Consider the following 25,328-nt stretch of genomic DNA (forward strand, 5'->3'; position numbering starts at 1 on the left):
CGCCCTTTTATTTTTATGCAGAAATTGATTATCGTGCGAGGTCATTCGGGATCGGGCAAATCGACTTTCGCCCACACCCAAATTGCCACCTTTCAACAACAGCAGCCGCAAGGGGTCTGTTTTCATATTGAAAACGACCATTTTATCAGCGAAAACGGACATTATCATTGGACGAAAGATCGCTTTAAACAAGCAAAACAGCAAGGGGAACAGGCGGTGCAAGATGCTTTGAACTATGCCAAACAGCACGCCAATCAAGCGGTGCTGATCGTGTTGAGCAATGTGGGCGTGAATGTGGCGTATATTCGAGCGTTGTGTGAACAAGCCGAACGGCAGGGAATGGCGTGCGAGATCTACCGAATGGAAAATTTCTTTCAAAATCAACATAATGTCGGCAAATATCGGGTTTATCAAATGTACCTTGCCATTCAACAAAATCCGATTGAGGGGGAAATTTTTGTGCAGCCGATCCAGCCGATCACGCCAAAGATCCAGCGAGAAATCGAAAAAATGCGATTTCGCCGTGAGCAAAAACGCAAACAAGCGGTCTAATCCCGCAAAATTTTTATCAACAGAGGAAAAACGATGAAAAAATTGATGTTATGTGCCATTCCCCTCGTGTTGGCGGGTTGTGCCACGCCTGATCAGCAAAGTTCCGTGCCAATGGATATGAAAGCCGTGCAGGAATATCAGCAACGGGTGGCTTCGGGCAAAACGATTACCGCCGAAAATCCTGCGGTGCAAGAGGTGTTAAACCAAAGCGATAATCGCTCCAAAGTGCAAGTGATTAAACGAGCCTACCCAGCGGTTTACCCCACCTTTGGGGTCGGCTACGGTTGGGGGCGGGGTCGCTATCATTCGGGGATCGGCTTAGGCTATCCATACTATTAACATTCAAGGTCGCCACGGCGACCTTTCTTTTATCTTAAAAATTTTCAAAAATTCGACTGCTTGTTTGCTACAATAGCCCCGTTTTTTGATTGAAAAGGAAAATTGCAATGCGTTTAGAAAACGAAAGAGAAAGCCGAAATGTGGAAGATCGCCGTGGTCAGTCGGGCTTTGGCGGTGGTCGCCGAATGTCGATGGGGCGTGGCAAAGGGGGCGTGCTAGGGCTGATTATTCTGCTGGTCGGGGCGTATTATGGGGTCGATTTGAGCGGTTTGATGGGGTATAGCGACAGCGGTTACAGCCAGCAACAAAGCTCGCAGCCTCGCCAAGTTTCCGCCGAAGAAGCTGCACTAGATAGTCTTTCTCGTAAAGTGCTTACCACTACCGAACGCATTTGGGGCAACTATTTCCAACAAAATGGACAACGTTACCGCGAGCCGACTTTGGTGCTTTATCGTGGGGCAACTCAAACCGCTTGTGGTACGGGGCAGTCAGTGATGGGACCTTTCTATTGCCCTGCGGATCAGAAGATCTATTTAGATCTCTCGTTTTACGATGATATGAAACGCCAAATGAAAGCCTCGGGGGATTTCGCCTTTGCCTATGTGATCGCCCACGAAGTGGGACATCACGTTCAAAATCTGCTCGGTATTTCAGAGCAAACCCAACGAATGCAGCGTCAGGCTCGCAATCAAGCGGCGGCGAATAAAATTTCCGTGAATGTGGAACTACAAGCGGACTGTTTCGCTGGCGTTTGGGGTTCGCAAATTCAGCGTGAGGGCAAATTAGAGAACGGTGATGTGGAAGAAGCGTTCCGTGCCGCCCAAGCGGTGGGGGATGATCGCTTGCAGCAGCAAAGTCAAGGGCGAGTTGTGCCAGACAGCTTCACCCACGGATCTTCCGCCGAGCGTTTGGCGTGGTTTAGAAAAGGCTTGCAGACGGGCAACCCAAGCGTTTGTAACACTTTTTCCGCCCGTTAAGTAAAAAATTGGCTTGTACTAGTAAAATAGTACAGAAATCATTTGACATTATGCGGTGATTACTCTACTTTACACCGCATTATTTTTTGCAACACAATAATAAGAGAGTGATTTATGTCTTACAAAAACGATGATTTACGCATTCAAAAAATCGAAGAATTACTACCGCCAGTGGCGTTGTTAGAGCGTTTCCCTGCGACTGATGTGGCGGCGGAAACGGTGGAAAAAGCTCGTAAAGCGGTGCATAACATTATCCACGGTGCAGACGACCGTTTGTTAGTGGTAATCGGACCTTGCTCGATCCACGATCCAAAAGCGGCGTTGGAATATGCACAAAAAATCAAAGCAATGCGTGCCAATCCGAAAATCAACCAAAATTTGGAAGTGGTAATGCGTGTTTACTTTGAAAAACCACGCACCACTGTGGGCTGGAAAGGCTTAATCAACGACCCTTATTTGAACGAAACTTACGCTTTGAATGACGGCTTACGCATTGGGCGTGAGGTGTTGCTCGACATCAACGATCTCACCGTGCCAACCGCGGGCGAGTTCCTCGATATGATCACGCCACAATATATGGCGGACTTTATGAGCTGGGGGGCGATTGGGGCGAGAACCACCGAATCGCAAGTTCACCGTGAATTAGCCTCGGGCTTATCTTGTGCGGTCGGTTTCAAAAACGGCACAAACGGCGGCGTGAAAATTGCCCTTGATGCGATTGGCTCGGCGGAATCGCCGCACCATTTCTTATCCGTAACCAAATTCGGACATTCAGCGATCGTCTCAACCGCAGGTAACGCCGACTGCCACATCATCTTGCGTGGGGGCGACAACGGCACGAACTATGATGCGGAATCGGTCGCCAAAGTGTGTGCTGACATTGAGAAATCAGGTCGCCGTCCGCACGTGATGGTCGATTTCAGCCACGCCAACAGTCAGAAACAGTTCAAACGTCAGCTTGATGTGTGTAACGATGTGGTGGCTCAAATCGCAGGCGGATCAATGTTGATCTCGGGCGTGATGATCGAAAGCCATTTGGTCGAAGGTCGCCAAGATTTGGTGGAAGGCAAAGAACTTGTTTACGGACAAAGCATCACAGACGCTTGTATCGGCTGGGAAGATAGCGAAAAAGTGTTATTCCAACTTGCCGAAGCGGTGGAAAAACGCCGTGCGTTGCGTGGTGAATAATAAATCCACTTCAAGAATTTAACGACTATTCAACAAAACCCTCTCCCGTTTACGGGAGAGGGACAGATTTTTCTTCGTTCAGAAGAAAAATCAGGGAGAGGGTGAAAATTATCGAGATTCTCACCGCTTGTTGCCCTCTCTCTGCTTGAAATACTGAACGTATTTCAAGCGGTCTCTCTCCCATAAATGGGAGAGAGTGTCTCAATAACAGATTAAAAAATATGAACAATCAAACCATTCTTGCCCTTGATACCGCCACCGAGGCTTGTTCGGTGGCTCTTTATCATCAGGGGCAAACGACTTTTTTAGATGAACTTAGCCCTCGTAGCCACACCCAGCGGATTTTGCCAATGGTGGACAAACTGCTACAACAAGCGGGTATTTCCCTCAAAAATGTGGACGCGCTCGCTTTCGGGCGTGGGCCGGGCAGTTTCACGGGCGTGCGAGTGGGGGTAGGCGTGGCACAAGGCTTGGCGTTAGGGGCGGAACTGCCCGTTGTGCCAGTTTCCAACTTGCTCACAATGGCGGAACAAGCCTACCAAACCCTCGGGGCGAAAAGTGTGATCGCCTTGATTGATGCTCGAATGAACGAAGTCTATTTCGCTCAGTTTGAGCGAGTGAGCGAGGTGTGGCTGGAAGTGATGGCGGAACAAGTCTGCCCCCCAGAAAAAGCGATCGCCCAATTCCAACCGCAGGCGGATACGGTGGTGGTCGGCACAGGCTGGGCGGCGTATCCGCAATTTAACGAAGCGAAGTTACCGCTTGTAGTGAGCGAAATTACGTTGCCGTCAGCAAAATATATGCTGCCGTTGGCAATGCAAAACGTGATACAGGGTAACGTAAAATCAGCCGTTGAAATCGAACCCGTCTATTTACGCAATGAAGTAACCTGGCAAAAATTACCACACAAACAGTAAAATGAAATACGATTTACATTCACATAGCACCGCCTCTGACGGCATTTTAACCCCCACCGAACTGGTGCAGCGAGCCATTGAGCAAGGGGTGGAAATGCTCGCTTTGACTGACCACGACACCATTGCGGGCATTGCGGAAGCGAAAAAAGCGGCACAAAATCAGCCGATCCGCTTTATCGCAGGGGTGGAAATTTCGATCCTGTGGGAAAGCAAAAGTATTCATCTGGCGGCGTTAAATGTCGATGAAACCAATGCTGAACTGGTGGCGTTGCTCGATCAGCAAGGGATCTTACGGGAACAGCGAGCCGTTGAAATCGGCGAAAAACTCGCCAAAGCAGGGATTCCAAACGCTTACGAGGGGGCGAAAGCCCTCGCTCCGGGGGAAGTTACCCGAGCCCATTACGGGCGTTTTTTGCTGGAACAGGGCTATGTGCGAGATGTAGAACAGGCTTTTAAACGCTATCTCGGCATTGGCAAATCCGCTTACGTTAAGCCGAAATGGTGCTCAATGGCAGAAGCGATTGAGGTTACTCATCAAGCGGGTGGTTTGATTTGCGTGGCTCATCCGTTACGTTACAAAATGACAGGGCGTTGGGTGCGAAAATTGATCGCCGAATTTAAACAAGCTGGGGGCGATGGGCTAGAAGTGGCAGGGGCTGCTCAAACGCCTGATCAACGCCAATTACTTGCTCGCTGGGCGACCGAATTTGAGTTGTTAGCTTCGGGCGGTTCGGATTTTCACTATCCAACCCCGTGGATCGAACTCGGCAAGGGGTTAGATTTACCCCAACAATGCCAACCTATTTGGCAACACTTTTAGAACTTTTGGCAAAATGGTTGTCAAAAAGGCACATTTTCTTGATTAAGGAACAACAATGAAAACTTTATTTAAAAAATCATTACTCGGTTTAGCGTTATTATCGGTGGCTGGGGCGAGTTTAGCGGACGAACAATCGGTAGCAGAATTACAAAGCCGTTTGGAAAAGGCAAGCCAATACAGTGCAGATTTCGACCAAACCGTGCGTTCAAGCAAAGGCAAACAAATTCAGAGTGGCAAGGGCAAATTTCAAGTGAAACGCCCGAATTTGTTTAGAATGGACACCAAAAGCCCGCAGGAAAATTTGATTGTGTCAGACGGCGAAACCCTTTGGTTTTACGATCCTTTTGTGTCGCAAGTTACCGCTAACTGGGTGCGTGATGCGGTGAATAATACCCCGTTCGTGTTATTGACGAGCAACGACAAAAGCCATTGGGATAAATACGATGTTCAGCAAAATGCCGACACTTTCGTGTTAAAACCAAAATCGAAAAAGGGCAATTTGAAACAGTTTGATGTGCGAATTGATGCGAATGGCTTGTTAAAAGGGTTCAGTACCATTGAGCGAGACGGACAGAGCAACCTTTATGTGTTACGAAACATCACCACGGGCGGCGTGGCGAGCGATCTGTTTAAATTTAGCGTGCCAAAAGGCGTACAGTTAGACGACCAACGCAACAAGAAAAAGAAATAACCCTTGCAAGCGGTGAGATTTGGCGAAATTTCCAAAAATCTGACCGCTTGTTTTCTGAGGTGCTTATGAAAACCGTTTACAATCAACGAGATCCGCAGGAATGGCTTGATTTTGTTGCCTTACTCAAACAAGCGGTGGCGGAAGATAAACTCGACCAATTTTTTTCTCTCTTTCTTACCGCCGATGAGCGAGGCTCGCTCGGCTTGCGGGTGCAGATTATTCAATCCCTGCTGAAAGGCGAACATTCCCAACGGGAAATTCAGCAAGCCTTGAACACCAGTGCCGCTACAATTACACGCGGTTCAAATATGTTGAAACAGTTTGACCCCGATTTTATTGCGTGGGTAAATGGAAAGTTGAATGGCAAAGCGTAGCAAAAAATCGAGCTTAACCCACCGCTTGTGTCAGGCGGTTTTTCGCTTTTTTGTGCCGCGTAAAGTGCGGTCGCTGGCGGGGGGAATCTGGTTTGGGCTAAGTCGCCTCGGGGCGATTTTCGGCACGTTTTTTGTGCTTTCTACTTTCCTTTTTGCTGTGCTACCCGTGCCGTTTTCCGCCTATATGGTGCAGAAAAAAGTTGAAAATTGGGTACAGGGCAACGATTATTCCGTGAATTATCAATGGGTTAGCCTTGATCGCATTGCGTGGCAAATGCAAATGGCGGTGATTGCGGGGGAAGATCAGAAATTTGAAAGCCATTTTGGGATCGACCTGAAATCGATTGAAATTGCAATACAACGTAACGCAAAATCAAATAAAGTGCGGGGGGCTTCCACCATTTCACAGCAAACCGTGAAAAATCTCTATTTGTGGCAAGGCACTAGTTGGGTGCGGAAAGGCATTGAACTGCCTTTAACTTTTTTGATTGAAAATGTGTGGGATAAACAGCGAATTTTAGAGGTTTATCTCAATATTGCCGAATTTGGCAACGGCATTTTTGGGGTGGAAGCGGCGGCTCGCCATTTCTTCAATAAAAGTGCCAAAGATTTGAATTTGCAAGAGTCGGCGTTGTTAGCGGCAGCTTTGCCGAACCCGATTGCGTTCCCCGTGAATCGTCCTGGCCCGACAATGCGAAAACGCCAAGGGTGGATTATGAACCAAGTGCAAGCCCTCGGCGGAAAAAGTTATTTGGATAAATTGTAATGCGATTTTTAATGTTATGCCGTGAGCTTCGTTTATACAGTTGCCAGCGTTTGAAACAGGCTTGCGAGCAACGTGGCATTGAGCTTGATATTCTCGATCCCAGCCGTTTTTTGCTCAACATCGGTGGGAACGAGGGCAGGGCGGAATGTTATTATCAGCACAATGCTCTGTTTGAGCCTGCGGATCTTCGCCCTTTGCCAAATTATGACGGCATTTTGCCCCGTTTCGGCACGACCAGCACCGAAATGGGTTGCCGTGTTCTGCATTTTTTTGAGGCGAACGGCGTGCCAGTTTTGAATAATGCCAACGCTTTTCGGCTCGCACGGGATAAATGGCAGAGTTTGCAAGCCCTAGCCGCTCAGCAAATCCCCGTGCCAAATTCCTCGTTTTCGGGCGAGTTGGTTTCTGTTTCAGCGGTTATCGAAAAGCAATCTTTCCCAACAGTGTTGAAAACCTTATCGGGATCGCAAGGGATCGGCGTGATGTTGGCGGAAAATTCAGCCAATGCCAAAGCGATTTTGGAAACCTTAAAACAAGCGAATGTGGCAACTTTGACGCAACAATTTATGGCGGAAGCCAAAGGGCAGGATATTCGAGCCTTTGTGATTGGCGATCAAGTGGTGGCAACAATGGCTCGGCAGGGTGCAAGGGGTGAGTTCCGAGCGAATATCCACCGCGGCGGTCAAGGGCAAAAAATTACCCTCAATCAAGCAGAGCAACAACTGGCGGTGCGAGCTTCGCAGGCGATTGGGCTTGATGTGGCAGGGGTGGATTTGATCCGCACCGAATTGGGCTTAATGGTATTGGAAGTGAATGCGAGTGCAGGGCTGGAAATGATCGAAAAAGTGAGCGGGGAAGATTTAGCAGGGCAGATGATTGATTTTCTGCTCGCCAAAATAAAAGGCTGACGGTGTCAGCCTTTTTTGTTTCGATGAAATTAAAGCACTTTCACAATCGCTTCGCAAAGGGCTTCAATGTTGTCGTTGGTAATGCCCGCCACATTGATACGACCTGAACGCACCGCATAAATCGCAAATTCATCACGCAAACGATCCACCTGTTCTGGGGTTAAACCACTGAATGAGAACATTCCATTTTGAGCGATAATAAAATCGAAATTCTGGGTTGCCCCTTTCGCTTTTAAGGTTTCAACAAATTTAGCACGCATCTCTTTGATACGGTTTCGCATTTCCGCTAATTCAGCAATCCAAGCGGTTTTGAGTTGCGGATCGCCCAACACCGTTGCCACTGCACTTGCCCCGTGCGAAGCAGGGTTAGAGTAAAGCACACGAATAATTGACTTAATTTGGCTGAACGCTTTTTCCGCCACTTCGGCATTTTCCGCCACAAGGGTAAATGCCCCAACACGTTCGTTATACAAACCGAAGTTTTTAGAATAAGAACTCGCCACCAATAACTCTTTGTGATGTTTCACAAAAGCACGCAAGCCGTAAGCATCTTCCTCTAAGCCATTGCCAAAGCCTTGATAGGCAAAATCAAACAACGGTAACCAGCCTTTTTCTAGGGACATGTTCGCCAAAGTTTCCCATTGTTCTGGGGTTGGGTCAATTCCCGTTGGGTTGTGGCAGCAACCGTGCAATAGCACCACATCGCCTTGCTCTGCTTGGCTTAAATCCGCAATCAAATTATCCCAATCAAGAGCTTTGGTCTCTTTATTATAGTAACGATATTCTTTGATATTGATCCCAACTGCATTAAAAATCGCATTGTGATTCGGCCACGTTGGGGCGGAAATCCAGACATTTTTTGCGGATGTATGGCGTTTTACAAATTCCGCCGCAATCCGCAACGCCCCTGTTCCGCCTAAACTTTGAGCAGTTTTCGCACGACCAGAAGTGATTACATCGGCATTTTCGCCAAATAAAAGTGCTTGGGTAAAGCGATTAAAGGCTTGCACGCCGTCAATCGTCAGATAATTTTTGTGGGTTTCCGTGTTGAGCAAGCGAGTTTCCGCCTCTTTCACCGCTTTCACAATCGGCGTTTCGCCGTAGGCATCTTTATACACGCCGATGCCTAAATTGATTTTTCCTGCACGTTGTTCCGCTTTAAACGCCTCGCCTAAACCTAAAATCGGATCAGCAGGGGCTGCTTGGATATGGTTAAACATTGCCATAAAATTTCCTCGATGATGTTGGTTACAAAATGTGTGAGTTATACGATTAAATCCACCATTTAGCAAGACACAAGCGGTTGGATTTTCAGGAATTTTTTGAAAATGCGATCTGGCTCAAAAAATTTTTGCGAATTTTACACTTTTTGCCGAACTTTTTGGGGCAAGCCAAGTCTTACCAATCGCTAACTGATTTTATTCAACAGCAAGTTTTTTTCATTTCCTTAGGTAAGACCTCACCCACTACCGATTGTTGGTAGTGGGTTTTTTTATGTTTTTCTGAGGGAAGGCAATAGCTTGTAAGTAATAAAGATTAATGGCGGAAATGTCTCATTCCCGTTAGCACCATTGCCATATTGTGTTCATCGGCGACATCAATCACTTCTTGATCACGCATTGAGCCACCAGGGTGGATCACGCAGGTAATGCCGACTTTGGCGGCGGCATCAATGCCGTCTCGGAATGGGAAGAACGCATCGGAAGCCATTACGCAGCCAGCCACTTGTAAGCCCTCATCTTCCGCTTTGATTCCTGCGATTTTCGCGGAATAAACACGGCTCATTTGTCCTGCCCCAATGCCGATAGTTTGTCCGTTTTTGGCATAGACAATTGCATTCGATTTCACATATTTCGCCACTTTCCAGCAGAACAATAGATCTTGCAGTTCTTCGGCGGTCGGTTGGCGTTTAGAGACGATTTGCAAATCCGCCAAATCCACTTTGCCTTGGTCGCAATCTTGCACCAATAATCCGCCGTTTACCCGTTTGAAATCTAAACGTGGTTGAGCGATTGAAAATTCGCCACATTCCAACACACGCACATTTTTCTTCGCAGAAAGCACGCTGCGAGCCTCGGCGGAAATGGTTGGGGCGATGATCACTTCGACAAATTGGCGTTCCGCAATGGTTTGGGCGGTTGTGCCGTCTAGCTCACGGTTGAACGCAATAATGCCACCGAAAGCCGAGGTTGGGTCGGTTTGATAGGCTCGGTTGTAGGCTTCCAAAATATCTTTGCCGAGTGCCACCCCACAAGGGTTGGCGTGTTTCACAATCACGCAAGCGGGTTGATCGAACTCTTTCACACATTCAAGGGCAGCGTCTGTGTCGGCGATATTGTTGTAAGAGAGGGCTTTGCCTTGTAATTGGATAGCGGTGGCAACGCTTGCCTCGTTGAGCTGATTTTCCACATAAAACGCCGCATTTTGGTGGGCATTTTCGCCGTAACGCATTGTCTGTTTACGGGTAAAATTGAGGTTGAGAGTGCGAGGGAATTGACCACACAGCTGGCTTACATCTTCTTCGGCAGCCCCTTGATAAGGTGGCACTTTCTGCCCGAAGTAGTTGGCGATCATCGAATCGTATTGAGCGGTATGTTCAAAGGCTTTGATCGCAAGGTTGAAACGGGTGTCCAACGTGAGGCTGTTTTGGTTGCGATCCATTTCCGCAATAATCGACTCGAAATCGTGATTATTAACCACAATCGCTACATCTTTATGATTTTTCGCTGCCGAACGCACCATTGTTGGGCCGCCAATGTCGATATTTTCCACCGCATCCGCTAAGGTGCAATCAGGCTTCGCCACAGTTTGTGCGAAAGGGTAGAGGTTTACCACCACCATATCAATCGGCTCAATCTGATGTTGTTGCATCACGGCATCATCCACCCCACGGCGAGCCAAAATCCCCCCGTGAATTTTCGGGTGCAAGGTTTTCACTCGACCGTCCATCATTTCAGGGAAGCCCGTGTAATCAGACACTTCGGTAACAGGCAAGCCAGCCTCTAACAGCAATTTCGCCGTGCCACCCGTAGAAAGCAATTTCACCCCACGTTGAGCAAGGGCTTGGGCAAATTCGACAATGCCTGTTTTATCAGACACACTCAGCAGGGCTTGTTGGATAGGACGTGCAGTCATCAATCATTCCTTATAGTAAAACAAAAAAACGGGGCGAATTATAACGCAAACGTTTGCGTTTGGCATTAACCAATTTTGCGAAAAAAAGCCTCATTTTGTGCTTGATTGACTATTGTTTTTTTTTTGTACAATTTCGGGCGATTTTTTACGAAGAGAGGAACTCAAATGCACATTAGCCAAATTTTCATTACCGATCATCATTACGAAGAACTGCCCGCTTACTTAAAAATGGCGACCCATTCCGTCAAGAGCCAAATGCCCCACGATCATTATCATTGTTACAGTAAAGAGGAATTGCGAACGTGGATTTTGCAAGAGTACGGCAATTCAATGCTCAAAGCTTTTGATAAATTGATTCCCTATGCCTATAAGGCAGATTTGGCTCGTTATTTGCTACTCTATCGGCTTGGTGGGTGGTATTTTGATATTACGGTTCGAGTGTTAAATGGCGTTGGCGTTGATGACGAGGTAGATTTTATTACTTTTGTCGATTTACCGCAGTATTCACAGGTTTCTTTTGCTTGCAATAATGCGATTATTTATTCCAAAGCCAATAGCCCGATTTTGGAAAGTACAATTTACGAGGTGTATCACAACATCAAAAACGAAAAATATGGAAAAAATTGCCTCGCCCCAACAGGACCTCTATGTTTAGGTAAAAATATCGCAAAGCATTTTGAGCAGTTGAGCGTAGTTACAGGTTCATTTGTTGCCCTTACCCCAGAATTTAATAACAAAAATCGAGGATTTGTGCTGAATGACGGCTCAATTCTTGCCTTGCACAAGAAAGGCAATCAAGGTGGTGATCTAACCAAATTAGGGATAGAGGGAACGAATAATTATGGTGAGCTTTATAACCAAAGGAAAATTTACGATCCTGAGATTATTTTAGATTAACTTTTAAAAGAGGCAAGCGGAGGGATTGTTAAAATTTCGCAAAATCCCACCCTTTGTTTACCCTTAAAAATCAATGATCTAGCCCCGAAATTCTTGCTTTTTCGATTTACTTTTTAGGTTTGGCGTATTATCATTCACGGCATTTTTTATCACTATTTTTAGAGGATAGGTATGCAGAACCTAGAAAGCAATTTAGACAACATCGTGCAACAGGCGGTGGCGGCGGTTTCGGCGGCGAGCGATACGGCTGCCCTTGAAGCCTTGAAAGTAGAGTATTTCGGCAAAAAAGGGCATTTTACCCTGTTAATGCAAGGCTTGCGTGATGTGCCGGCGGACGAGCGTCCTGCGGTGGGGCAGAAAATCAATGATGCGAAGCTAATCGCTCAAAATGCGTTGAACGAGAAAAAAGAGGCGTTGGAAGCGGCGGAATTGAACGCCAAATTAGCCAGCGAGAGTATTGATGTGAGCTTGCCAGGGCGTGGCGCGGATTTGGGTGGTTTGCACCCTGTTTCGATCACGATTGAGCGTGTAACCAAATTCTTTTCAGAACTCGGTTTTTCAGTGGAAAACGGCCCCGAAGTGGAAACCGATTACTACAACTTTGATGCCCTCAACATTCCTGCTCATCACCCAGCCCGTGCCGATCACGATACTTTCTGGTTTGATGCGACCCGTCTGTTAAGAACCCAAACCTCTGGCGTGCAAATCCGTACAATGGAAAAAATGCAGCCACCTATCCGTATTATGGCACCTGGGCGTGTTTATCGTAACGACTACGACCAAACCCACACCCCGATGTTCCACCAAATCGAACTGCTTTATGTAGACAAAAAAGCCAACTTCACCGAGCTGAAAGGCTTGTTGCACGACTTCTTGCGTGCCTTCTTTGAGGAAGATTTGCAAGTGCGTTTTCGTCCATCTTATTTCCCATTCACCGAGCCGTCAGCAGAAGTGGACGTAATGGGCAAAAATGGCAAATGGTTGGAAGTGTTGGGCTGCGGAATGGTTCACCCGAATGTGTTGCGTCAAGTGGGGATCGACCCAGAAGAGTATTCAGGCTTTGCGGTGGGAATGGGCGTTGAGCGTTTGACAATGCTTCGCTATAACGTAACCGACTTGCGTGCGTTCTTTGAAAATGATCTGCGTTTCTTAAAACAGTTTAAGTAACAAGCGGTCGGATTTTGCCAAATTTTACAAATTAGAGGATAGACAATGAAATTTAGTGAATCTTGGTTGCGTGAGTGGGTAAACCCTGCAATCAGCACCGAGCAATTATGTGATCAAATTACAATGCTAGGCTTGGAAGTGGACGCCGTTGATCCAGTGGCGGGCGACTTTTCAGGCGTGGTGGTCGGCGAAGTGGTGGAATGCGAACAGCACCCCGATGCGGACAAATTGCGTGTAACCAAAGTGAATGTGGGCGGCGAGCGTTTATTAGATATCGTGTGCGGTGCGCCAAACTGCCGTCAAGGTTTGAAAGTCGCCTGTGCGGTGGACGGAGCGATCCTACCAGGGGATTTCAAAATCAAGAAAACCAAACTGCGTGGACAGCCGTCTGAGGGAATGCTTTGCTCATTCTCAGAATTAGGCATTAAAGAAGATCATAGTGGCATTATCGAATTGCCAGCGGACGCCCCAATCGGCAAGGATTTCCGTGAGTATCTCGGCTTAAATGATAAAGCGATTGAAATCAGCCTCACGCCAAACCGTGCTGACTGTTTAAGCATTGCAGGGATTGCCCGTGAAGTGGGCGTGATTAACCGTTTGGCGGTGAATGCACCCCAAATTCAAGCTGTGCCAGCGACCATTGCCGACAAAGTGGCAGTAACCATTTCCGCCCCAGAGGCTTGCCCTCGCTATTTGGCTCGCGTAGTGAAAAATGTGAACGTGAAAGCTCAATCGCCATTATGGTTGCAGGAAAAACTTCGCCGTTGTGGGATTCGTTCGATTGACCCGATTGTGGATATTACCAATTACAGCTTGCTCGAATTAGGGCAACCAATGCACGCCTTTGACCTCGCTAAAATCAGCGGTGGCATTGAGGTGCGTATGGCGAAAGAGGGCGAAGATTTGGTGCTATTAGACGGCTCAACCGCCAAATTACAAAGCAACACCCTTGTGATTGCCGACCAAAAAGGGGCGTTGGCAATGGCAGGGATCTTCGGCGGCGAAACGAGTGGCGTGAATGCGGAAACCAAAGATGTGGTGCTAGAATCCGCTTTCTTCGCACCCCTTGCGATTGCAGGTAAAGCTCGTCAATACGGCTTGCACACGGACGCTTCCCACCGCTTTGAGCGTGGGGTTGATCCTGAATTGGCTCGCAACGCAATGGAACGTGCCACCGCTTTATTATTAGAAATTTGTGGCGGCGAGGCTGGCGAAATCGTGGAAGCGGTTAATCGTGAATTTTTACCAAAATCCCACCGCTTGCAACTTCGCCGTAGCAAACTAGATAGCTTGCTCGGACACCATATCGAAACGGAAACCGTTACCGATATTCTCACCCGTTTAGGCTTAGAAACCAGCTACGCCGATGATGTTTGGACGGTGCAATCGCCGAGTTGGCGTTTTGATATGGAAATCGAAGAAGATTTAATCGAAGAAGTGGCTCGCATTTACGGCTACAACAGCATTCCAAATAACGCACCGCTTGCTCATCTCACAATGCGTCAGCACCGTGAGGCGGATTTGGATTTAATCCGTGTTAAAACGGCGTTGGTGGATAGCGAATATCAAGAGGCGATCACTTACAGCTTCGTTGATCCGAAAATCCAAACCTTGCTACACCCAGAACAAACGGCGTTAGTGTTGCCAAATCCGATTTCGAGCGAAATGTCGGCAATGCGTGTGTCGCTCTTAACGGGCTTGCTCGGGGCGGTGGCGTATAACCAAAATCGTCAGCAAAACCGTGTTCGCTTGTTTGAAACGGGCTTGCGTTTTATCCCTGATGAAACAGCGGAAAGTGGCGTGCGTCAAGAGTTGGTGCTTGGGGCGGTGATCGCAGGGGCGAAACGTGGCGAACATTGGACGGGCAAAGCGGAAAACGTGGATTTCTTCGATCTTAAAGGCGATTTAGAACGTGTTCTGGCTTTAACCAATACGGGCAACCGCTTACGCTTTGTGGCACAAGCTCACTCGGCGTTGCACCCAGGGCAATCGGCGGCGATTATGTTAGACGACAAACAGATCGGCTTTATCGGCACGGTACATCCGAAAATCGCTCAAAAATTAGATCTCGCAGGTAAGCCAGTGGTGTTTGAGATTTTGTGGTCTGCGATCAATGAACGCAATGTAACGACCGCCAAAGAGATCTCAAAATTCCCTGCGAATAAGCGTGATTTGGCACTCGTGGTTTCAGCGGATACCCCTGCGAGCGAAGTGTTAGCCGTTTGCCGTGAAGTGGCAGGCGAGAAATTGGTTAATGTGAATTTATTTGACGTTTACCAAGGGGCAAATATCGGCGAAGGCAACAAGAGCTTGGCGATCAGCTTGACCATTCAAGACACCGAAAAAACCCTCGAAGAGGACGAAATCAACGCTGTGATTCAAAACGTGGTCAATGCGTTGGCTCAACGTTTCAACGCCTCTCTGCGTGATTAACCTGTTGTAAGGAAACAAATATGGCACTCACGAAAATCGAAATGGCAGAGAATTTGGTGGAAAAATGCGGATTTGATCGCCGAATTGCGAAACTTTTTGTGGAACAATTCTTTGAAGAAATTCGTGCCACCCTTGAAAATGGCGAAGAAGTCAAACTCTCGGGCTTTGGCAATTTTTCCGTTCGAGAGAAAAACGCACGCCCAGGGCGTAACCCCAAAACGGGGGAAAGCGTTGCCGTTTCTGCAAGGAAAGTGGTCGTATTTAAAGCAGGGCAAAAATTAAAAAGCCGTGTGGAATCTGTCAAAATGGCAGATTAGTCGTAACATTCATAGGTTCATTTGAGCCTATGAATTTTTTTAGGAATTAACAATGAAATTAACCAAAAAGTGTGCAACCTTGCTCTCAATTGCGATTTTTTCAACGGTTCTGACCGCTTGTAGCTCTGGCACGAGCGTAAAAGCCAAATCGTCAAAAACCGTTAAAGCGAGCGTTTATCAACCGAGCGAGGAAAGCGAAGTTAGCGACAAAGGCAAATCAAGCGGTGTAGTGCGTCAATTAGAGGCAATCCAACGCGAATGGAAAAACACCCCTTACCGCTTAGGTGGCACAACGAAAAAAGGCATTGACTGCTCGGCATTTACCCAAATGGTTTACCGTCGTGTTTATGGCGTTGAATTGCCTCGAATGACGGTGGATCAAGCCAAACAGGGCAGACAAGTGCGAAAAAGCGATTTAAAAGCAGGGGATTTGGTCGCCTTTAAAACAGGACGCGGACCAAACGGCAGACATATCGGCGTTTATGTTAAAAACGGCGAATTTATGCACGCCTCAACCCGTGGCGGCGTGATTTTCTCTCGCCTAGATAACGTTTACTGGTCAAAAGCCTACTGGCAAGCCCGCCGTTTATAAGCCAAAAATGTGATCGGGTTCACAAATTTGAACATTGGTAGCGAAAATCTTGAAGTTTTCTTTGCAAAACTGAAAAAATTGACGTAATCTACACCCACTAAAAACAAGTGTTGTGTTGAAACAACCGATTTCATAAATTTGCTTTCCGAGTAGCCCCTGTTGAAGGGGCTTTTTTCTTTCCCTAAATTACGACAGTAAGGGTAGGATTTGCGGAAATTTCCAAGAATCTTACCGCTTGTTTTTTCTTTCTCTAATCCCCCAATACTTCCACCAAAAAATCCGCCACTTCTCGTACGCTTTTGGATTGGCGGACATCTTGGTGCATTAGCAAATAGAGGGGCAGGGCGAACGGGGGCATTTGAAGAGCTGGCTCAAATTCGGGCAGGCGGTAGAGTTCGGGCAGAAAGCCGATGCCGAGTTGCTGGCGGATCGCCGATTGCATTAGCAAAAAATCGTTGCAGGCGAAGCGAATGGTTTTGCCTTCCAACTGCTGTTGCACCCATTTCACTTGCTGATTGTTGATGTTCAAATCTAAAAATTGCCAATCGCTTTCGGCGGTGTGGGCGAGATAATCTCGGTGGGCATACCAATAATAATCGATGTTGCAGAGGCGGCGAGCGACCAGTTCATTTTGCGACGGCACGCTCAGTCGTATCGCAATATCCGCTTGGCGTTGATATAAATTGCTCAACGCCACATCACTCACCAGCACCAAACGAATATGCGGAAATCGGCGATAAAATTCGCCCAAATGAGGGCTAAGCACGCTATTGGCGATGAAAGGTGGCACGGAAATTCGCACTTCGCTCAACGTTTGAATCCCTTCTTGTGCCAGTTGGGTAAATTGGCGAACGTTGAATTGCAATTTTTTCGCCTCTTGATACAACCGATCGCCGTCCGCTGTCAGCAAGTAGCGTTTGTTGATTCTATCAAACAGATGCAAACCAAGCTGCTTTTCTAACCGCTCAATCCGCCGAGCTACGGTGCTATGTTCCACATCAAGGGCAGCAGCGGTTGCCGTTAGGGTCTGATTTTCCACCAGTTGCAAAAAATAGTGAATGTCGTTCCAGTCTAAATTCATCGTTCTGCATTGTGCATAAATAAACAATGTTGTGCATTTTACCTCTATTATTAAACAATCTCAAAGGCTAAACTACGCCCACTTTTTACATTTCATTTAACTTTTAAGAGGAAAACATTATGCCTGTATTTCACGCACACGTTCCAGCTGGAAAATTTTCAAGTGAACAAAAAGCAGCACTCGCCGATGCCTTTGTTTTGGCGTTGCACGAGTCGCTCAACACCCCGATGGACGACCGTTTTGTGGTGATTAGCGAACATAAAGAAGATGAGCTGTTCATTCACCCAACCTTCCCGAATATGAACCGCACCGATAAACGAATGGTGGTAACAGTGGACGTTAGCACCTCTCGCACGGTGGACGAAAAACGCAAATTGGTGGAACTCGTTACCAAATATGCGGTAGAAAAAGTGGGGATCGGGCAAGATGATATTGCGTTGCTGATCTATTCGCTACCGTTGGAAAATATGAGTTTCGGCGGTGGTAAAATTATGGTAGATGATGCCGAAGCAATGGCGAAAAGAACCCTGTAAGCGGTAGGATTAGGATGAAAAAAACGATATTAACCTCTTTGGTAGCGGCAGCTTTGGGATTGGTGACCTTGCCTGCGGTGGCACAGCCAGCCTTTACCCCAGCTAAAAATGCCGTGCCACAGTTGAAAACCCAAGTACCAGGTTATTTCCGCACGATGGTGGGCGATTTTGAAGTTACGGCGTTGTATGACGGCTCGGGCAATCTCGATACCTCACTTTTCACCCGTTTCACCCAACTCAGCCAAGCGGATTTGGAAAAAATGCTCGATGACGCATTCAGCCCTCGCACCTACACGGGGGCGGCAGAGGGGGCGATTATCGCATTCCTGATCAACACCGGCGATAATTTAATTTTGGTCGATTCGGGCAAGGGCGAAGTTGAGGCGGAAATGTTCCTTGACAAAAAAGGGCGTTTGCTCGACAGCCTCAACGCCGCAGGCTACAAACCTGAGCAAATCGACATTATTTTGCCAACCCATTTACACGCTGACCACATCAATGGTGTGGTGGCGAACGGCAAAATGGCGTTCCCAAATGCAACAATTTACCTGCCAAATCAAGAAAAAGCGTTCTGGTTGGATAGCCCGATTTCGCAATTACCTGCCGAAATCCAACCGCTTGTCCAGCTTGCTCGCTCTGCGGTTGAGCCTTATCTGAAAGCGGATCGGGTTAAATTTTACAACGCAGGCGAGGAAGTGTTCCCGAACGTGAAATCTATTCCGTTGTTTGGTCATACCCCAGGGCATAACGGCTTTGAGTTTAGCTCAAAAGGCGAAACCCTGTTGGTGTGGGGCGATTTAATGCACAATCAAGTGATCCAAATGGCTCACCCAGAAGTGGCGATTGAGTTTGATGCCAACGCCGAAGCCGCTCGCCAAACCCGTTTGGCGATGTTACCGAAAATCGCCGAACGCAAATTACTGGTGGCAGCGGCACACCTGCCATTCCCCGGCTTAGGGCATATCCGCCAAGAAAAAGAGGGCTATCGCTGGATGCCGATTGAGTATCGTTTGATCCGTTAGCCACACTAAAATTCGCCCTCGTCAAGCAATCTCAACGAGGGCGAATTTTATTTTTTCAGCGATCTAGACAAAGGTTCGCGAGGGCGTTATATTTCACACCGTCTTTACATTTCTCTCACACTTCTTTTTAAGGAATTTCAATGAAAAAATCGTTTTTAGCCCTTGCGGTGCTTGCCGTTTCTTACGTTGCCGTTGCAAATCAACCTGCTCACCCAACCGCTAACAAGGTTGCTCAATCACAAGCCGAAAAAAATGCGTTAGTGATTCAAACGGATTTTAGCCTTAAAGACGGGGCGGTTGCGGCGATGAAAGGGGTGGCGTTTGGCGTTGATCGCAGCTTGCCGATGTTTGATTTAACCCACGAAATTCCGCCTTATAACATTTGGGAAGCGGCTTACCGTCTCTATCAAACCGCCACTTACTGGCCGCAAGGCACGGTGTTTGTGAGCGTGGTTGATCCTGGGGTGGGTACGGATCGTAAATCGGTCGTGCTAAAAACCAAAACGGGGCATTATTTTGTCTCGCCAGATAACGGCACATTGGGGCTAGTCGCCGAAAATCTTGGGATTGAAGCGGTGCGTGAAATTGATGAAAATACTAACCGCTTGTCAGGCTCAGAAAAATCTTACACCTTCCACGGTCGTGATGTTTACGCTTACACAGGGGCGAGATTGGCTTCGGGCAACATCAGCTTTGAACAAGTAGGTAAGGAATTAGATCCAAAAGTGGTGGAAATCGCCTACCAAAAACCTGAACTGCAAGACGGCACGCTTAAAGGCAACATTCCCGTGTTAGATATTCAATACGGCAATATCTGGACGAACATCAGCGACAGCTTGCTTGACCAAGCAGGCATCAAAAAAGATAGCGAAGTGTGTGTCGAAATCAGCGAAAAAACCGCCGACAACACCAAAGTTTTCTATTCGGGCAGAATGCCATATAAGAGCAGTTTCGGCGATGTGGAAGAGGGCAAACCGTTGATGTACCTCAACAGCCTACTCAACGTGAGCTTTGCGTTAAATATGGAAAATTTCGCCGAGAAATACAAAATCAAATCAGGGGCAGAGTGGTCTGCCACCGTTAAATCCTGCGAGAAAAAAGCCGCAGAATAATCCACAAATAAGGGGCGAAAGCCCCTTAATTTTTAAGTAAAATACCCGCTTGTATTACCAAAATATCCGAGTAAACTGCAACCATCCAAATTTCACTAAAATTACAATGTCCGATAACATTTTTACCGTAACCCAACTTAACTACACCGCTCGCCATTTGTTGGAATCTGGCTTGGGGCAGATTTGGCTAATGGGGGAAATTTCAAACTTTACCCAGCCCGTGTCGGGGCATTGGTATCTCACCCTCAAAGATGAAAATGCACAGGTGAAATGTGCAATGTTCAAAATGAAAAATCAGCGGGTTAATTTTCGCCCTCAAAATGGAATGCAAATTTTGGTGAGGGCGAGTGTCAGCCTTTACGAACCGAGGGGTGATTACCAACTGATTTTGGAAAGTATGCAGCCTGCGGGGGACGGCTTGTTGCAGCAGCAATTCGAGCAGCTCAAACAAAAATTGGCTGCCGAGGGGCTATTTGCCACCGAACATAAAAAAGCCATTCCCACGTCGCCGAAACGGGTGGGGGTGATTACTTCGGCAAGCGGTGCGGCGTTGCAAGATATTTTGCACATTCTCAAACGGCGAGATCCCAACCTCGAAATCGTGATCTACCCTACCCTTGTGCAAGGCAAAGAGGCGGTGCAGGATATTGTCGCCACCCTTGATTTAGCGAACCAGCGGAATGAATGTGATCTGTTGATTTTAGGGCGTGGCGGCGGATCGTTGGAAGATCTTTGGTGCTTTAATGAAGAAAGTGTCGCCCGTGCGATTTTCCGCTCGCAACTGCCGATCATCAGTGCAGTTGGGCACGAAATTGATTTTACCATTGCGGATTTTGTCGCGGATCTGCGAGCAGCAACCCCTTCGGCGGCGGCGGAATTGGTCAGCCGAGATCAGCAAGAACGCAAACAGCAATTAAACGCCCTTTATCAACGTTCGCAGCTCGCTTTTGATCGCCTTTGGACGGATAAAATCGCTCAATTTGAACAGCTAAAATGGCGACTGAATGTTCAGCACCCTGCTCGCCAGTTGCAACAACAATCCCAACAACTGACGGCAATAAAACAGCGTATTACAAGGGCGGTGCAACAGCAGCTTGAACGCAAATCGCAAAACCTCAATCAGCTGGCGATTCGAGCTAAAAATCAACATCCACAACGCCAATTAGATCGCCAAAAAGCTCAATTAAATCAATGGCAAACTCGCTTAAATCAGCAATTTGAATGGCTCTTGCAGCGGAAAAAACAGCAGTGGCAAAATGTGCAACAACGTTTGGCTCGTAATCCGCTACCGCATCAACTTGCCACTTACCGCCAACAATATGAACAAGCAAACCAACGGCTAAATTATGCGATAGAAAAAAAATTTCTGACCGATCAGCAAAAATTCCGCCAATTATGTGCCAAAATAGAGGGGCTAAGTCCGTTGAAAATTTTGGCACGGGGTTACTCGGTAACTAGCCTTAACGGGCAAATTATTCAGAACGCTAAACAAGTGGCGGTGGGCGACCAAATCCGCACCCAATTATCAAAGGGCGAAATTATCAGCCAAGTGCTAGAAATTAAAAAATAAGAATGAATAAATTAACTGAACGCTTTTGGGAACAAAAAAGCCTACTGGAAATGAACGAAGCCGAATGGGAAGCCCTTTGCGACGGCTGCGGAAAATGCTGTTATCGCAAATATATTGAGGGGCGAGGCAAACGGGAACGGCTTTATTACACTTCGGTGGCGTGCAATTTACTGGATTTGAACACAGGCAAATGCAGTAATTATTCAAATCGCTTTAAATTTGAACAAGATTGCACCAAATTAACCAAAAAGAATTTGCCCGATTTCGGTTGGTTGCCTAAAACTTGTGCTTACCGCTTGCTTTACGAGGGCAAACCGCTGTTTGACTGGCATCCGTTAATTTCAAATGATCCTAACTCTGTTCAAAAAGCAAAGATTCAAATTCCAAACGGCATTCACGAAAAAGATGTGATCGACTGGTTTGAGTTTGTGATTGATGAAACCTAATTTTAATCGTTAAAAGGGGAAAATATGTACCAAGCTATTGCACATTTTCGTTATACAGAAATTCGCCACGATACCTTTCCGTTAGTGAGCCACGTTGTGGAACAGTGGCGGGATAATGGGCAGATTATCGGACGGGAATTTGGGATTACACGTTCGCCGCAGATGATTTCTGTGCGTGTCGCGATTCCAGAGCAGGATAGTTTAATGCCTGAATGGAATAGCGAGGGCGTGAATGAGGCTCAAAAGATGGCCCAACAAGCGGGCATTTTGTTCGATTCTTTTGAGATTGTTGGCTTAGATTATCAAGCCGACACCACGAGTAAAGACGATAAACCGAGTTTTTATATTCTTTACACCACCCATTTGGACAGTTGCTCGCCGCTTTATAATGGCGATGATTTCTGTCCTGTGCCACTTTACCGAGTGTTGCAAAATGCCCCAGAGCTTGCCAATCGTGTGATCAAATGGCAGGAGAACTGGCAGGCGTGCGATCAGTTGCAAATGAACGGCGATGCCTTAGAGCAAGAGGCATTAGCCCAAATTTCCGATTATGACAGCACGTTAAGCCAGCAGGGGATTGCATTATGCCGTGAAATTGAGGCATTGACGGGGATTCCAACTTACTACTATCTCTACCGCTTAGGCACGGACGAACAAACCGAGCGTGAGCGGAAATGCCCAGCCACAGGCAAAGATTGGTTGTTGGCAGAGCCGCTTCATCATATTTTCCATTTCAAATGCGATGAGTCTCGTTTGTTATCAAACCTCAGTTGGGAAATCGCGTGAATTTGATTAAGAAGATCAGCAACAAACTTTGCAGAATTTGGATTAACCAACGCCTTCGCAAGCGGTTAGATCAGCACCATTTTTCGGTGGTGTCGAGTAATTGTGTCGGGGCGTTGATGTTGCACGATTTAGGCGAGCAGTTTCGCTCGCCCTTCGTCAATCTTTATCTTACGCCAAAGGATTTTATCCGCTATCTGCAAAACATTGAGCATTATCAGCAGGTGGAATTGGTTTTTCCACCGCAGGAAAAGGCTTATCCAGTGGGGCAGTTGGGGGATTTAACGGTGCATTTTATGCATTATCATTCGGCACAAGAGGCAAAAGAGAAGTGGCAGGCTCGTGCCAAACGGCTGAATTTGGGTCAGCTTTTTATCATTATGACCGACCGAGACGGTTGCACCTTGGACGATTTAAAAGCCTTTGATGCTTTGCCGTTCAAAAATAAGGTGGTTTTTACCCATAAAGCCTACCCTGAAATTCGTTCGGCATTTTGGATTAAAGGCTTTGAGCATCAGCATCAAGTTGGGGATCTGTTTGAATTTTCGGGTTGGTTCGGCAAAAAATATTACGACCAATTCGACTATGTGAAATGGTTCAATCAAGCCTAAAACAAGCGGGTAGATCCTGAAATTTTTTAGGATCTACCCGTTTGCCACATAGAAAAAGCCAACCGCTTGGGTTGGCTTTTGGTGCTTATAGTGCTTAGTGAGCTTCTTGTTTTTCTTTCAACTTAATCAATTGCGACTCTAATTTTTTCTCGACCAAATTGATCGCATTGTAAAGATCTTCGTGATCCGCTTTTGCGAATAAATCGCCTTTTGGCGTGCCGATGCTGGCTTCGACTTCGTAGCTATTCGGCTGTTTATGAATCATAAAATGAGGGTTAATCAGTTGGGTATGTAGCTTATTGAGTTTCGCCAAACGTTCTTCAATGTGAGAGCGGATAGCAGGGGTAATTTCCATTTGTTTGCTAGAAATATTTAAAGACATAAGCAATTCCTTCTGGTTGGGTTGAATGAATACGCCCTAAAAATAGAGCGTTGAGGGGAAAATATCAAGTGCCGATCCGCAATAAAAATGCAAAAATTTGATCTACTTAACACTTTTCCCGTTTTTTTGACTATAATCTCGCCCATTCGTTTTGAAGTTGATGAAAAATGACAGAAAAAAATAAATTTCCCCCATTTCAAACCGCTTTCCTGCACCCTCGCTTCTGGGCATTGTGGCTGGGATTAGGGGTGTTCAAACTGATTTTATGCCTGCCTTATCCGATTCTCGTTAAAATTGGCAAAGCCCTCGGCAAACTGTTCGCCAGCCTTAAATTTGGCAAACGGCGGATTGCGATTGCTCGCCGTAATTTGCAACTTTGCTTCCCTGAATATCGCGAAAACCAAATCGAACAGATTTTGCGTGAGAATGTGGAATCGGTCGGAATGGCGATTATCGAAACGGGAATGGCGTGGTTTTGGTCGGACGCTCGCATTTTGAAGTGGTCGAAAGTCGAGGGGCTGGAACACCTCAAAAATCCACCGCAAGGCACAGGGATTATTTTCGTTGGTGTGCATTTCTTAACCCTTGAACTGGGGGCGAGGATTGTCGGCATTCATCATCAAGGGATCGGCGTGTATCGCCCGAATGATAATCCGTTGCTGGATTGGATTCAATTTCGTGGGCGAGTGAGATCGAATAAGGCGATGTTGGATCGCCGAGATCTACGAGGAATGATTAAGGCGTTGAAAGCAGGCGAAACCATTTGGTACGCCCCTGATCACGATTACGGCAGAAAAAATAGCGTTTTCGTGCCGTTTTTTGCGGTCGAGCAGGCTTGTACCACCGCAGGCTCGCGAATGTTGCTACGTTCCGCCCCGAATAGCATTGTGGTGCCGTTTAGCCCAATTCGTAATGCCGACTATTCGGGTTACACCGTTAAAATCAGTCCGCAGGTTGATTTTTCCCAATGTGAAAACGACCTCGACACCGCCACCCTAATGAATAAAGTGGTAGAGGGCGAAATTTTGCAGGCGACCAGCCAATATATGTGGCTGCACCGCCGTTTCAAAACTCGCCCGAATGAACAAGATTGCAGTTTATATGAGGATTTAAAATGAAAGTCGTACTCGCAACAGGCAACCAAGGCAAAGTGAAAGAAATGGCAGATGTGCTTGCCGAATTTGGATTTGAAGTGGTGGCTCAAAGTGAATTTGGGATCGAAAGCCCCGAAGAAACGGGCTTGACCTTTGTTGAAAATGCGTTAATCAAAGCACGCTACGCCGCCCAAATGACAGGATTGCCAGCTATCGCTGATGATTCAGGCTTGGCAGTGGACGCTCTTGGCGGCGAACCAGGGTTATATTCCGCTCGCTACGCAGGTGAAAATGCCGATGACGCACAAAATCGCCAAAAATTGCTGGCGGAAATGGCGAATGTGGTGGACGAAAACCGTACCGCAAAATTTATCTCTTGCATCGTCTTGCTTCGCCACCCAACCGATCCAACCCCAATCATCGCCCTCGGCGAACATCACGGCACGATTTTGCGTGAAGAACGAGGGGAAAACGGCTTTGGCTACGACAGTTTATTCTTCTCGCCCCAAGTGAATTGCAGTTTTGCCGAGCTTGTAAGCGGTCAGAAAAAGCAAATTTCTCACCGTGCCATTGCGTTGGCGAGCTTGAAAGCCCAGTTGGCAAAATAGGGTAGAGCAGAGC

At 47.0% G+C, this 25,328-nt stretch carries 28 protein-coding genes; 24 read left to right on the top strand and 4 right to left on the bottom strand.

Annotated elements, in window-relative coordinates; all coding sequences use genetic code 11:
• The first annotated feature begins 15 nt into the window (after positions 1-15).
• From B0187_RS05260 to B0187_RS05305, 10 genes are all read left to right on the top strand, one after another.
• Positions 16-552 carry an AAA family ATPase gene (locus B0187_RS05260; protein WP_078236813.1) on the top strand — a complete coding sequence of 179 codons (537 nt, stop codon included), beginning with the start codon at positions 16-18 and terminating at the stop codon, positions 550-552.
• A gap of 33 nt (positions 553-585) precedes the next feature.
• Positions 586-891 (top strand): hypothetical protein, encoded by a 306-nt coding sequence (locus tag B0187_RS05265; protein ID WP_078236814.1) that lies wholly within the window; start codon positions 586-588, stop codon positions 889-891.
• Between the two features lie 107 nt (positions 892-998).
• Positions 999-1,868: a KPN_02809 family neutral zinc metallopeptidase gene (gene ypfJ / locus B0187_RS05270; protein WP_078236815.1), complete on the top strand. Its 870-nt coding sequence runs from the start codon at positions 999-1,001 to the stop codon at positions 1,866-1,868.
• 114 nt (positions 1,869-1,982) lie between these two features.
• Positions 1,983-3,056, top strand: a complete 1,074-nt coding sequence (gene aroG / locus B0187_RS05275; RefSeq protein ID WP_078236816.1) for a 3-deoxy-7-phosphoheptulonate synthase AroG — start codon at positions 1,983-1,985, stop codon at positions 3,054-3,056.
• Between the two features lie 221 nt (positions 3,057-3,277).
• Positions 3,278-3,973 carry a tRNA (adenosine(37)-N6)-threonylcarbamoyltransferase complex dimerization subunit type 1 TsaB gene (gene tsaB, locus B0187_RS05280; protein ID WP_078236817.1) on the top strand — a complete coding sequence of 232 codons (696 nt, stop codon included), beginning with the start codon at positions 3,278-3,280 and terminating at the stop codon, positions 3,971-3,973.
• A 1-nt stretch (position 3,974) separates the two neighbouring features.
• On the top strand, positions 3,975-4,793 hold the full coding sequence (locus tag B0187_RS05285) for a PHP domain-containing protein (RefSeq protein WP_078236818.1): 819 nt from the start codon (positions 3,975-3,977) through the stop codon (positions 4,791-4,793).
• Between the two features lie 55 nt (positions 4,794-4,848).
• Entirely contained in the window at positions 4,849-5,484 is a 636-nt protein-coding gene (gene lolA / locus B0187_RS05290; protein ID WP_078236819.1) for an outer membrane lipoprotein periplasmic chaperone LolA, read from the top strand.
• Between the two features lie 65 nt (positions 5,485-5,549).
• Positions 5,550-5,858: a trp operon repressor gene (gene trpR, locus B0187_RS05295; protein ID WP_078236820.1), complete on the top strand. Its 309-nt coding sequence runs from the start codon at positions 5,550-5,552 to the stop codon at positions 5,856-5,858.
• Positions 5,845-6,624 (top strand): monofunctional biosynthetic peptidoglycan transglycosylase, encoded by a 780-nt coding sequence (mtgA, locus tag B0187_RS05300; protein ID WP_078236821.1) that lies wholly within the window; start codon positions 5,845-5,847, stop codon positions 6,622-6,624. The genes trpR and mtgA overlap by 14 nt, the downstream gene beginning before the upstream one ends.
• The gene (locus B0187_RS05305) at positions 6,624-7,532 is read left to right on the top strand and encodes an ATP-grasp domain-containing protein (RefSeq protein ID WP_078236822.1); all 909 of its coding nucleotides are present in this window, start codon (positions 6,624-6,626) and stop codon (positions 7,530-7,532) included. The genes mtgA and B0187_RS05305 overlap by 1 nt, the downstream gene beginning before the upstream one ends.
• Positions 7,533-7,561: 29 nt before the next feature.
• Here B0187_RS05305 and B0187_RS05310 read toward each other — a convergent pair whose 3' ends face one another.
• Positions 7,562-8,758, bottom strand: a complete 1,197-nt coding sequence (locus B0187_RS05310; protein ID WP_078236823.1) for an amino acid aminotransferase — start codon at positions 8,756-8,758, stop codon at positions 7,562-7,564.
• A gap of 310 nt (positions 8,759-9,068) precedes the next feature.
• Positions 9,069-10,667, bottom strand: coding sequence for a bifunctional phosphoribosylaminoimidazolecarboxamide formyltransferase/IMP cyclohydrolase (gene purH, locus B0187_RS05320; protein ID WP_078236825.1), 1,599 nt, complete (start codon positions 10,665-10,667; stop codon positions 9,069-9,071).
• Between the two features lie 165 nt (positions 10,668-10,832).
• Between purH and B0187_RS05325 the strand changes: the two genes are divergently transcribed.
• The 5 genes from B0187_RS05325 to B0187_RS05345 all read left to right on the top strand — a co-directional run bounded on the left by B0187_RS05325 (position 10,833) and on the right by B0187_RS05345 (position 16,073).
• Positions 10,833-11,564, top strand: coding sequence for a glycosyltransferase (locus B0187_RS05325; RefSeq protein WP_078236826.1), 732 nt, complete (start codon positions 10,833-10,835; stop codon positions 11,562-11,564).
• Between the two features lie 171 nt (positions 11,565-11,735).
• Complete coding sequence (gene pheS, locus B0187_RS05330; protein ID WP_078236827.1) at positions 11,736-12,731, top strand: phenylalanine--tRNA ligase subunit alpha; 996 nt, start codon at positions 11,736-11,738, stop codon at positions 12,729-12,731.
• A gap of 45 nt (positions 12,732-12,776) precedes the next feature.
• On the top strand, positions 12,777-15,164 hold the full coding sequence (gene pheT, locus B0187_RS05335; protein WP_078236828.1) for a phenylalanine--tRNA ligase subunit beta: 2,388 nt from the start codon (positions 12,777-12,779) through the stop codon (positions 15,162-15,164).
• Positions 15,165-15,184: 20 nt separating this feature from the next.
• A complete protein-coding gene (locus B0187_RS05340) occupies positions 15,185-15,481 on the top strand; it encodes an integration host factor subunit alpha (RefSeq protein ID WP_078236829.1) in 297 nt (98 codons plus the stop codon).
• 52 nt (positions 15,482-15,533) lie between these two features.
• On the top strand, positions 15,534-16,073 hold the full coding sequence (locus tag B0187_RS05345) for an NlpC/P60 family protein (RefSeq protein ID WP_078236830.1): 540 nt from the start codon (positions 15,534-15,536) through the stop codon (positions 16,071-16,073).
• A 250-nt stretch (positions 16,074-16,323) separates the two neighbouring features.
• On the opposite strand, the gene B0187_RS05350 is transcribed toward B0187_RS05345, so the two are convergent.
• On the bottom strand, positions 16,324-17,154 hold the full coding sequence (locus B0187_RS05350) for a LysR family transcriptional regulator (protein WP_078236831.1): 831 nt from the start codon (positions 17,152-17,154) through the stop codon (positions 16,324-16,326).
• A 119-nt stretch (positions 17,155-17,273) separates the two neighbouring features.
• Here B0187_RS05350 and B0187_RS05355 point away from each other — a divergent pair, with 119 nt between their 5' ends.
• The 7 genes from B0187_RS05355 to B0187_RS05385 all read left to right on the top strand — a co-directional run bounded on the left by B0187_RS05355 (position 17,274) and on the right by B0187_RS05385 (position 23,231).
• Positions 17,274-17,687, top strand: coding sequence for a tautomerase family protein (locus tag B0187_RS05355; RefSeq protein WP_078236832.1), 414 nt, complete (start codon positions 17,274-17,276; stop codon positions 17,685-17,687).
• A gap of 14 nt (positions 17,688-17,701) precedes the next feature.
• A complete protein-coding gene (locus B0187_RS05360; protein ID WP_078236833.1) occupies positions 17,702-18,709 on the top strand; it encodes an MBL fold metallo-hydrolase in 1,008 nt (335 codons plus the stop codon).
• A gap of 140 nt (positions 18,710-18,849) precedes the next feature.
• A complete protein-coding gene (locus B0187_RS05365) occupies positions 18,850-19,821 on the top strand; it encodes an SAM hydrolase/SAM-dependent halogenase family protein (protein ID WP_078236834.1) in 972 nt (323 codons plus the stop codon).
• 106 nt (positions 19,822-19,927) lie between these two features.
• Positions 19,928-21,391 carry an exodeoxyribonuclease VII large subunit gene (gene xseA / locus B0187_RS05370; RefSeq protein ID WP_078236835.1) on the top strand — a complete coding sequence of 488 codons (1,464 nt, stop codon included), beginning with the start codon at positions 19,928-19,930 and terminating at the stop codon, positions 21,389-21,391.
• 2 nt (positions 21,392-21,393) lie between these two features.
• A complete protein-coding gene (locus B0187_RS05375) occupies positions 21,394-21,837 on the top strand; it encodes a YcgN family cysteine cluster protein (protein WP_078236836.1) in 444 nt (147 codons plus the stop codon).
• Positions 21,838-21,861: 24 nt separating this feature from the next.
• The gene (locus B0187_RS05380; RefSeq protein ID WP_078236837.1) at positions 21,862-22,623 is read left to right on the top strand and encodes a Zn-ribbon-containing protein; all 762 of its coding nucleotides are present in this window, start codon (positions 21,862-21,864) and stop codon (positions 22,621-22,623) included.
• The gene (locus tag B0187_RS05385) at positions 22,620-23,231 is read left to right on the top strand and encodes a DUF1919 domain-containing protein (RefSeq protein ID WP_078236838.1); all 612 of its coding nucleotides are present in this window, start codon (positions 22,620-22,622) and stop codon (positions 23,229-23,231) included. Before B0187_RS05380 ends, B0187_RS05385 begins: the two co-directional genes overlap by 4 nt.
• Before the next feature lie 94 nt (positions 23,232-23,325).
• Here B0187_RS05385 and hpf read toward each other — a convergent pair whose 3' ends face one another.
• Positions 23,326-23,613 (bottom strand): ribosome hibernation-promoting factor, HPF/YfiA family, encoded by a 288-nt coding sequence (gene hpf / locus B0187_RS05390; RefSeq protein ID WP_078236839.1) that lies wholly within the window; start codon positions 23,611-23,613, stop codon positions 23,326-23,328.
• 167 nt (positions 23,614-23,780) lie between these two features.
• Between hpf and B0187_RS05395 the strand changes: the two genes are divergently transcribed.
• Positions 23,781-24,731: a Kdo(2)-lipid IV(A) acyltransferase gene (locus B0187_RS05395; RefSeq protein WP_078236840.1), complete on the top strand. Its 951-nt coding sequence runs from the start codon at positions 23,781-23,783 to the stop codon at positions 24,729-24,731.
• Entirely contained in the window at positions 24,728-25,315 is a 588-nt protein-coding gene (gene rdgB / locus B0187_RS05400; protein WP_078236841.1) for an RdgB/HAM1 family non-canonical purine NTP pyrophosphatase, read from the top strand. Before B0187_RS05395 ends, rdgB begins: the two co-directional genes overlap by 4 nt.
• Positions 25,316-25,328 lie beyond the last annotated feature (13 nt).

The organism is Haemophilus paracuniculus, assembly GCF_002015115.1.
GTDB classification, from domain to species: Bacteria; Pseudomonadota; Gammaproteobacteria; order Enterobacterales; family Pasteurellaceae; genus Haemophilus_E; species Haemophilus_E paracuniculus.

Bases quoted from the DNA above. Each gene is read 5' to 3' on its own strand.
- B0187_RS05260 (WP_078236813.1), top strand. From the start codon at position 16: ATGCAGAAATTGATTATCGTGCGAGGTCATTCGGGATCGGGCAAATCG.
- B0187_RS05265 (WP_078236814.1), top strand. From the start codon at position 586: ATGAAAAAATTGATGTTATGTGCCATTCCCCTCGTGTTGGCGGGTTGT.
- ypfJ (WP_078236815.1), top strand. From the start codon at position 999: ATGCGTTTAGAAAACGAAAGAGAAAGCCGAAATGTGGAAGATCGCCGT.
- aroG (WP_078236816.1), top strand. From the start codon at position 1,983: ATGTCTTACAAAAACGATGATTTACGCATTCAAAAAATCGAAGAATTA.
- tsaB (WP_078236817.1), top strand. From the start codon at position 3,278: ATGAACAATCAAACCATTCTTGCCCTTGATACCGCCACCGAGGCTTGT.
- B0187_RS05285 (WP_078236818.1), top strand. From the start codon at position 3,975: ATGAAATACGATTTACATTCACATAGCACCGCCTCTGACGGCATTTTA.
- lolA (WP_078236819.1), top strand. From the start codon at position 4,849: ATGAAAACTTTATTTAAAAAATCATTACTCGGTTTAGCGTTATTATCG.
- trpR (WP_078236820.1), top strand. From the start codon at position 5,550: ATGAAAACCGTTTACAATCAACGAGATCCGCAGGAATGGCTTGATTTT.
- mtgA (WP_078236821.1), top strand. From the start codon at position 5,845: ATGGCAAAGCGTAGCAAAAAATCGAGCTTAACCCACCGCTTGTGTCAG.
- B0187_RS05305 (WP_078236822.1), top strand. From the start codon at position 6,624: ATGCGATTTTTAATGTTATGCCGTGAGCTTCGTTTATACAGTTGCCAG.
- B0187_RS05310 (WP_078236823.1), bottom strand. From the start codon at position 8,758: ATGGCAATGTTTAACCATATCCAAGCAGCCCCTGCTGATCCGATTTTA.
- purH (WP_078236825.1), bottom strand. From the start codon at position 10,667: ATGACTGCACGTCCTATCCAACAAGCCCTGCTGAGTGTGTCTGATAAA.
- B0187_RS05325 (WP_078236826.1), top strand. From the start codon at position 10,833: ATGCACATTAGCCAAATTTTCATTACCGATCATCATTACGAAGAACTG.
- pheS (WP_078236827.1), top strand. From the start codon at position 11,736: ATGCAGAACCTAGAAAGCAATTTAGACAACATCGTGCAACAGGCGGTG.
- pheT (WP_078236828.1), top strand. From the start codon at position 12,777: ATGAAATTTAGTGAATCTTGGTTGCGTGAGTGGGTAAACCCTGCAATC.
- B0187_RS05340 (WP_078236829.1), top strand. From the start codon at position 15,185: ATGGCACTCACGAAAATCGAAATGGCAGAGAATTTGGTGGAAAAATGC.
- B0187_RS05345 (WP_078236830.1), top strand. From the start codon at position 15,534: ATGAAATTAACCAAAAAGTGTGCAACCTTGCTCTCAATTGCGATTTTT.
- B0187_RS05350 (WP_078236831.1), bottom strand. From the start codon at position 17,154: ATGAATTTAGACTGGAACGACATTCACTATTTTTTGCAACTGGTGGAA.
- B0187_RS05355 (WP_078236832.1), top strand. From the start codon at position 17,274: ATGCCTGTATTTCACGCACACGTTCCAGCTGGAAAATTTTCAAGTGAA.
- B0187_RS05360 (WP_078236833.1), top strand. From the start codon at position 17,702: ATGAAAAAAACGATATTAACCTCTTTGGTAGCGGCAGCTTTGGGATTG.
- B0187_RS05365 (WP_078236834.1), top strand. From the start codon at position 18,850: ATGAAAAAATCGTTTTTAGCCCTTGCGGTGCTTGCCGTTTCTTACGTT.
- xseA (WP_078236835.1), top strand. From the start codon at position 19,928: ATGTCCGATAACATTTTTACCGTAACCCAACTTAACTACACCGCTCGC.
- B0187_RS05375 (WP_078236836.1), top strand. From the start codon at position 21,394: ATGAATAAATTAACTGAACGCTTTTGGGAACAAAAAAGCCTACTGGAA.
- B0187_RS05380 (WP_078236837.1), top strand. From the start codon at position 21,862: ATGTACCAAGCTATTGCACATTTTCGTTATACAGAAATTCGCCACGAT.
- hpf (WP_078236839.1), bottom strand. From the start codon at position 23,613: ATGTCTTTAAATATTTCTAGCAAACAAATGGAAATTACCCCTGCTATC.
- B0187_RS05395 (WP_078236840.1), top strand. From the start codon at position 23,781: ATGACAGAAAAAAATAAATTTCCCCCATTTCAAACCGCTTTCCTGCAC.
- rdgB (WP_078236841.1), top strand. From the start codon at position 24,728: ATGAAAGTCGTACTCGCAACAGGCAACCAAGGCAAAGTGAAAGAAATG.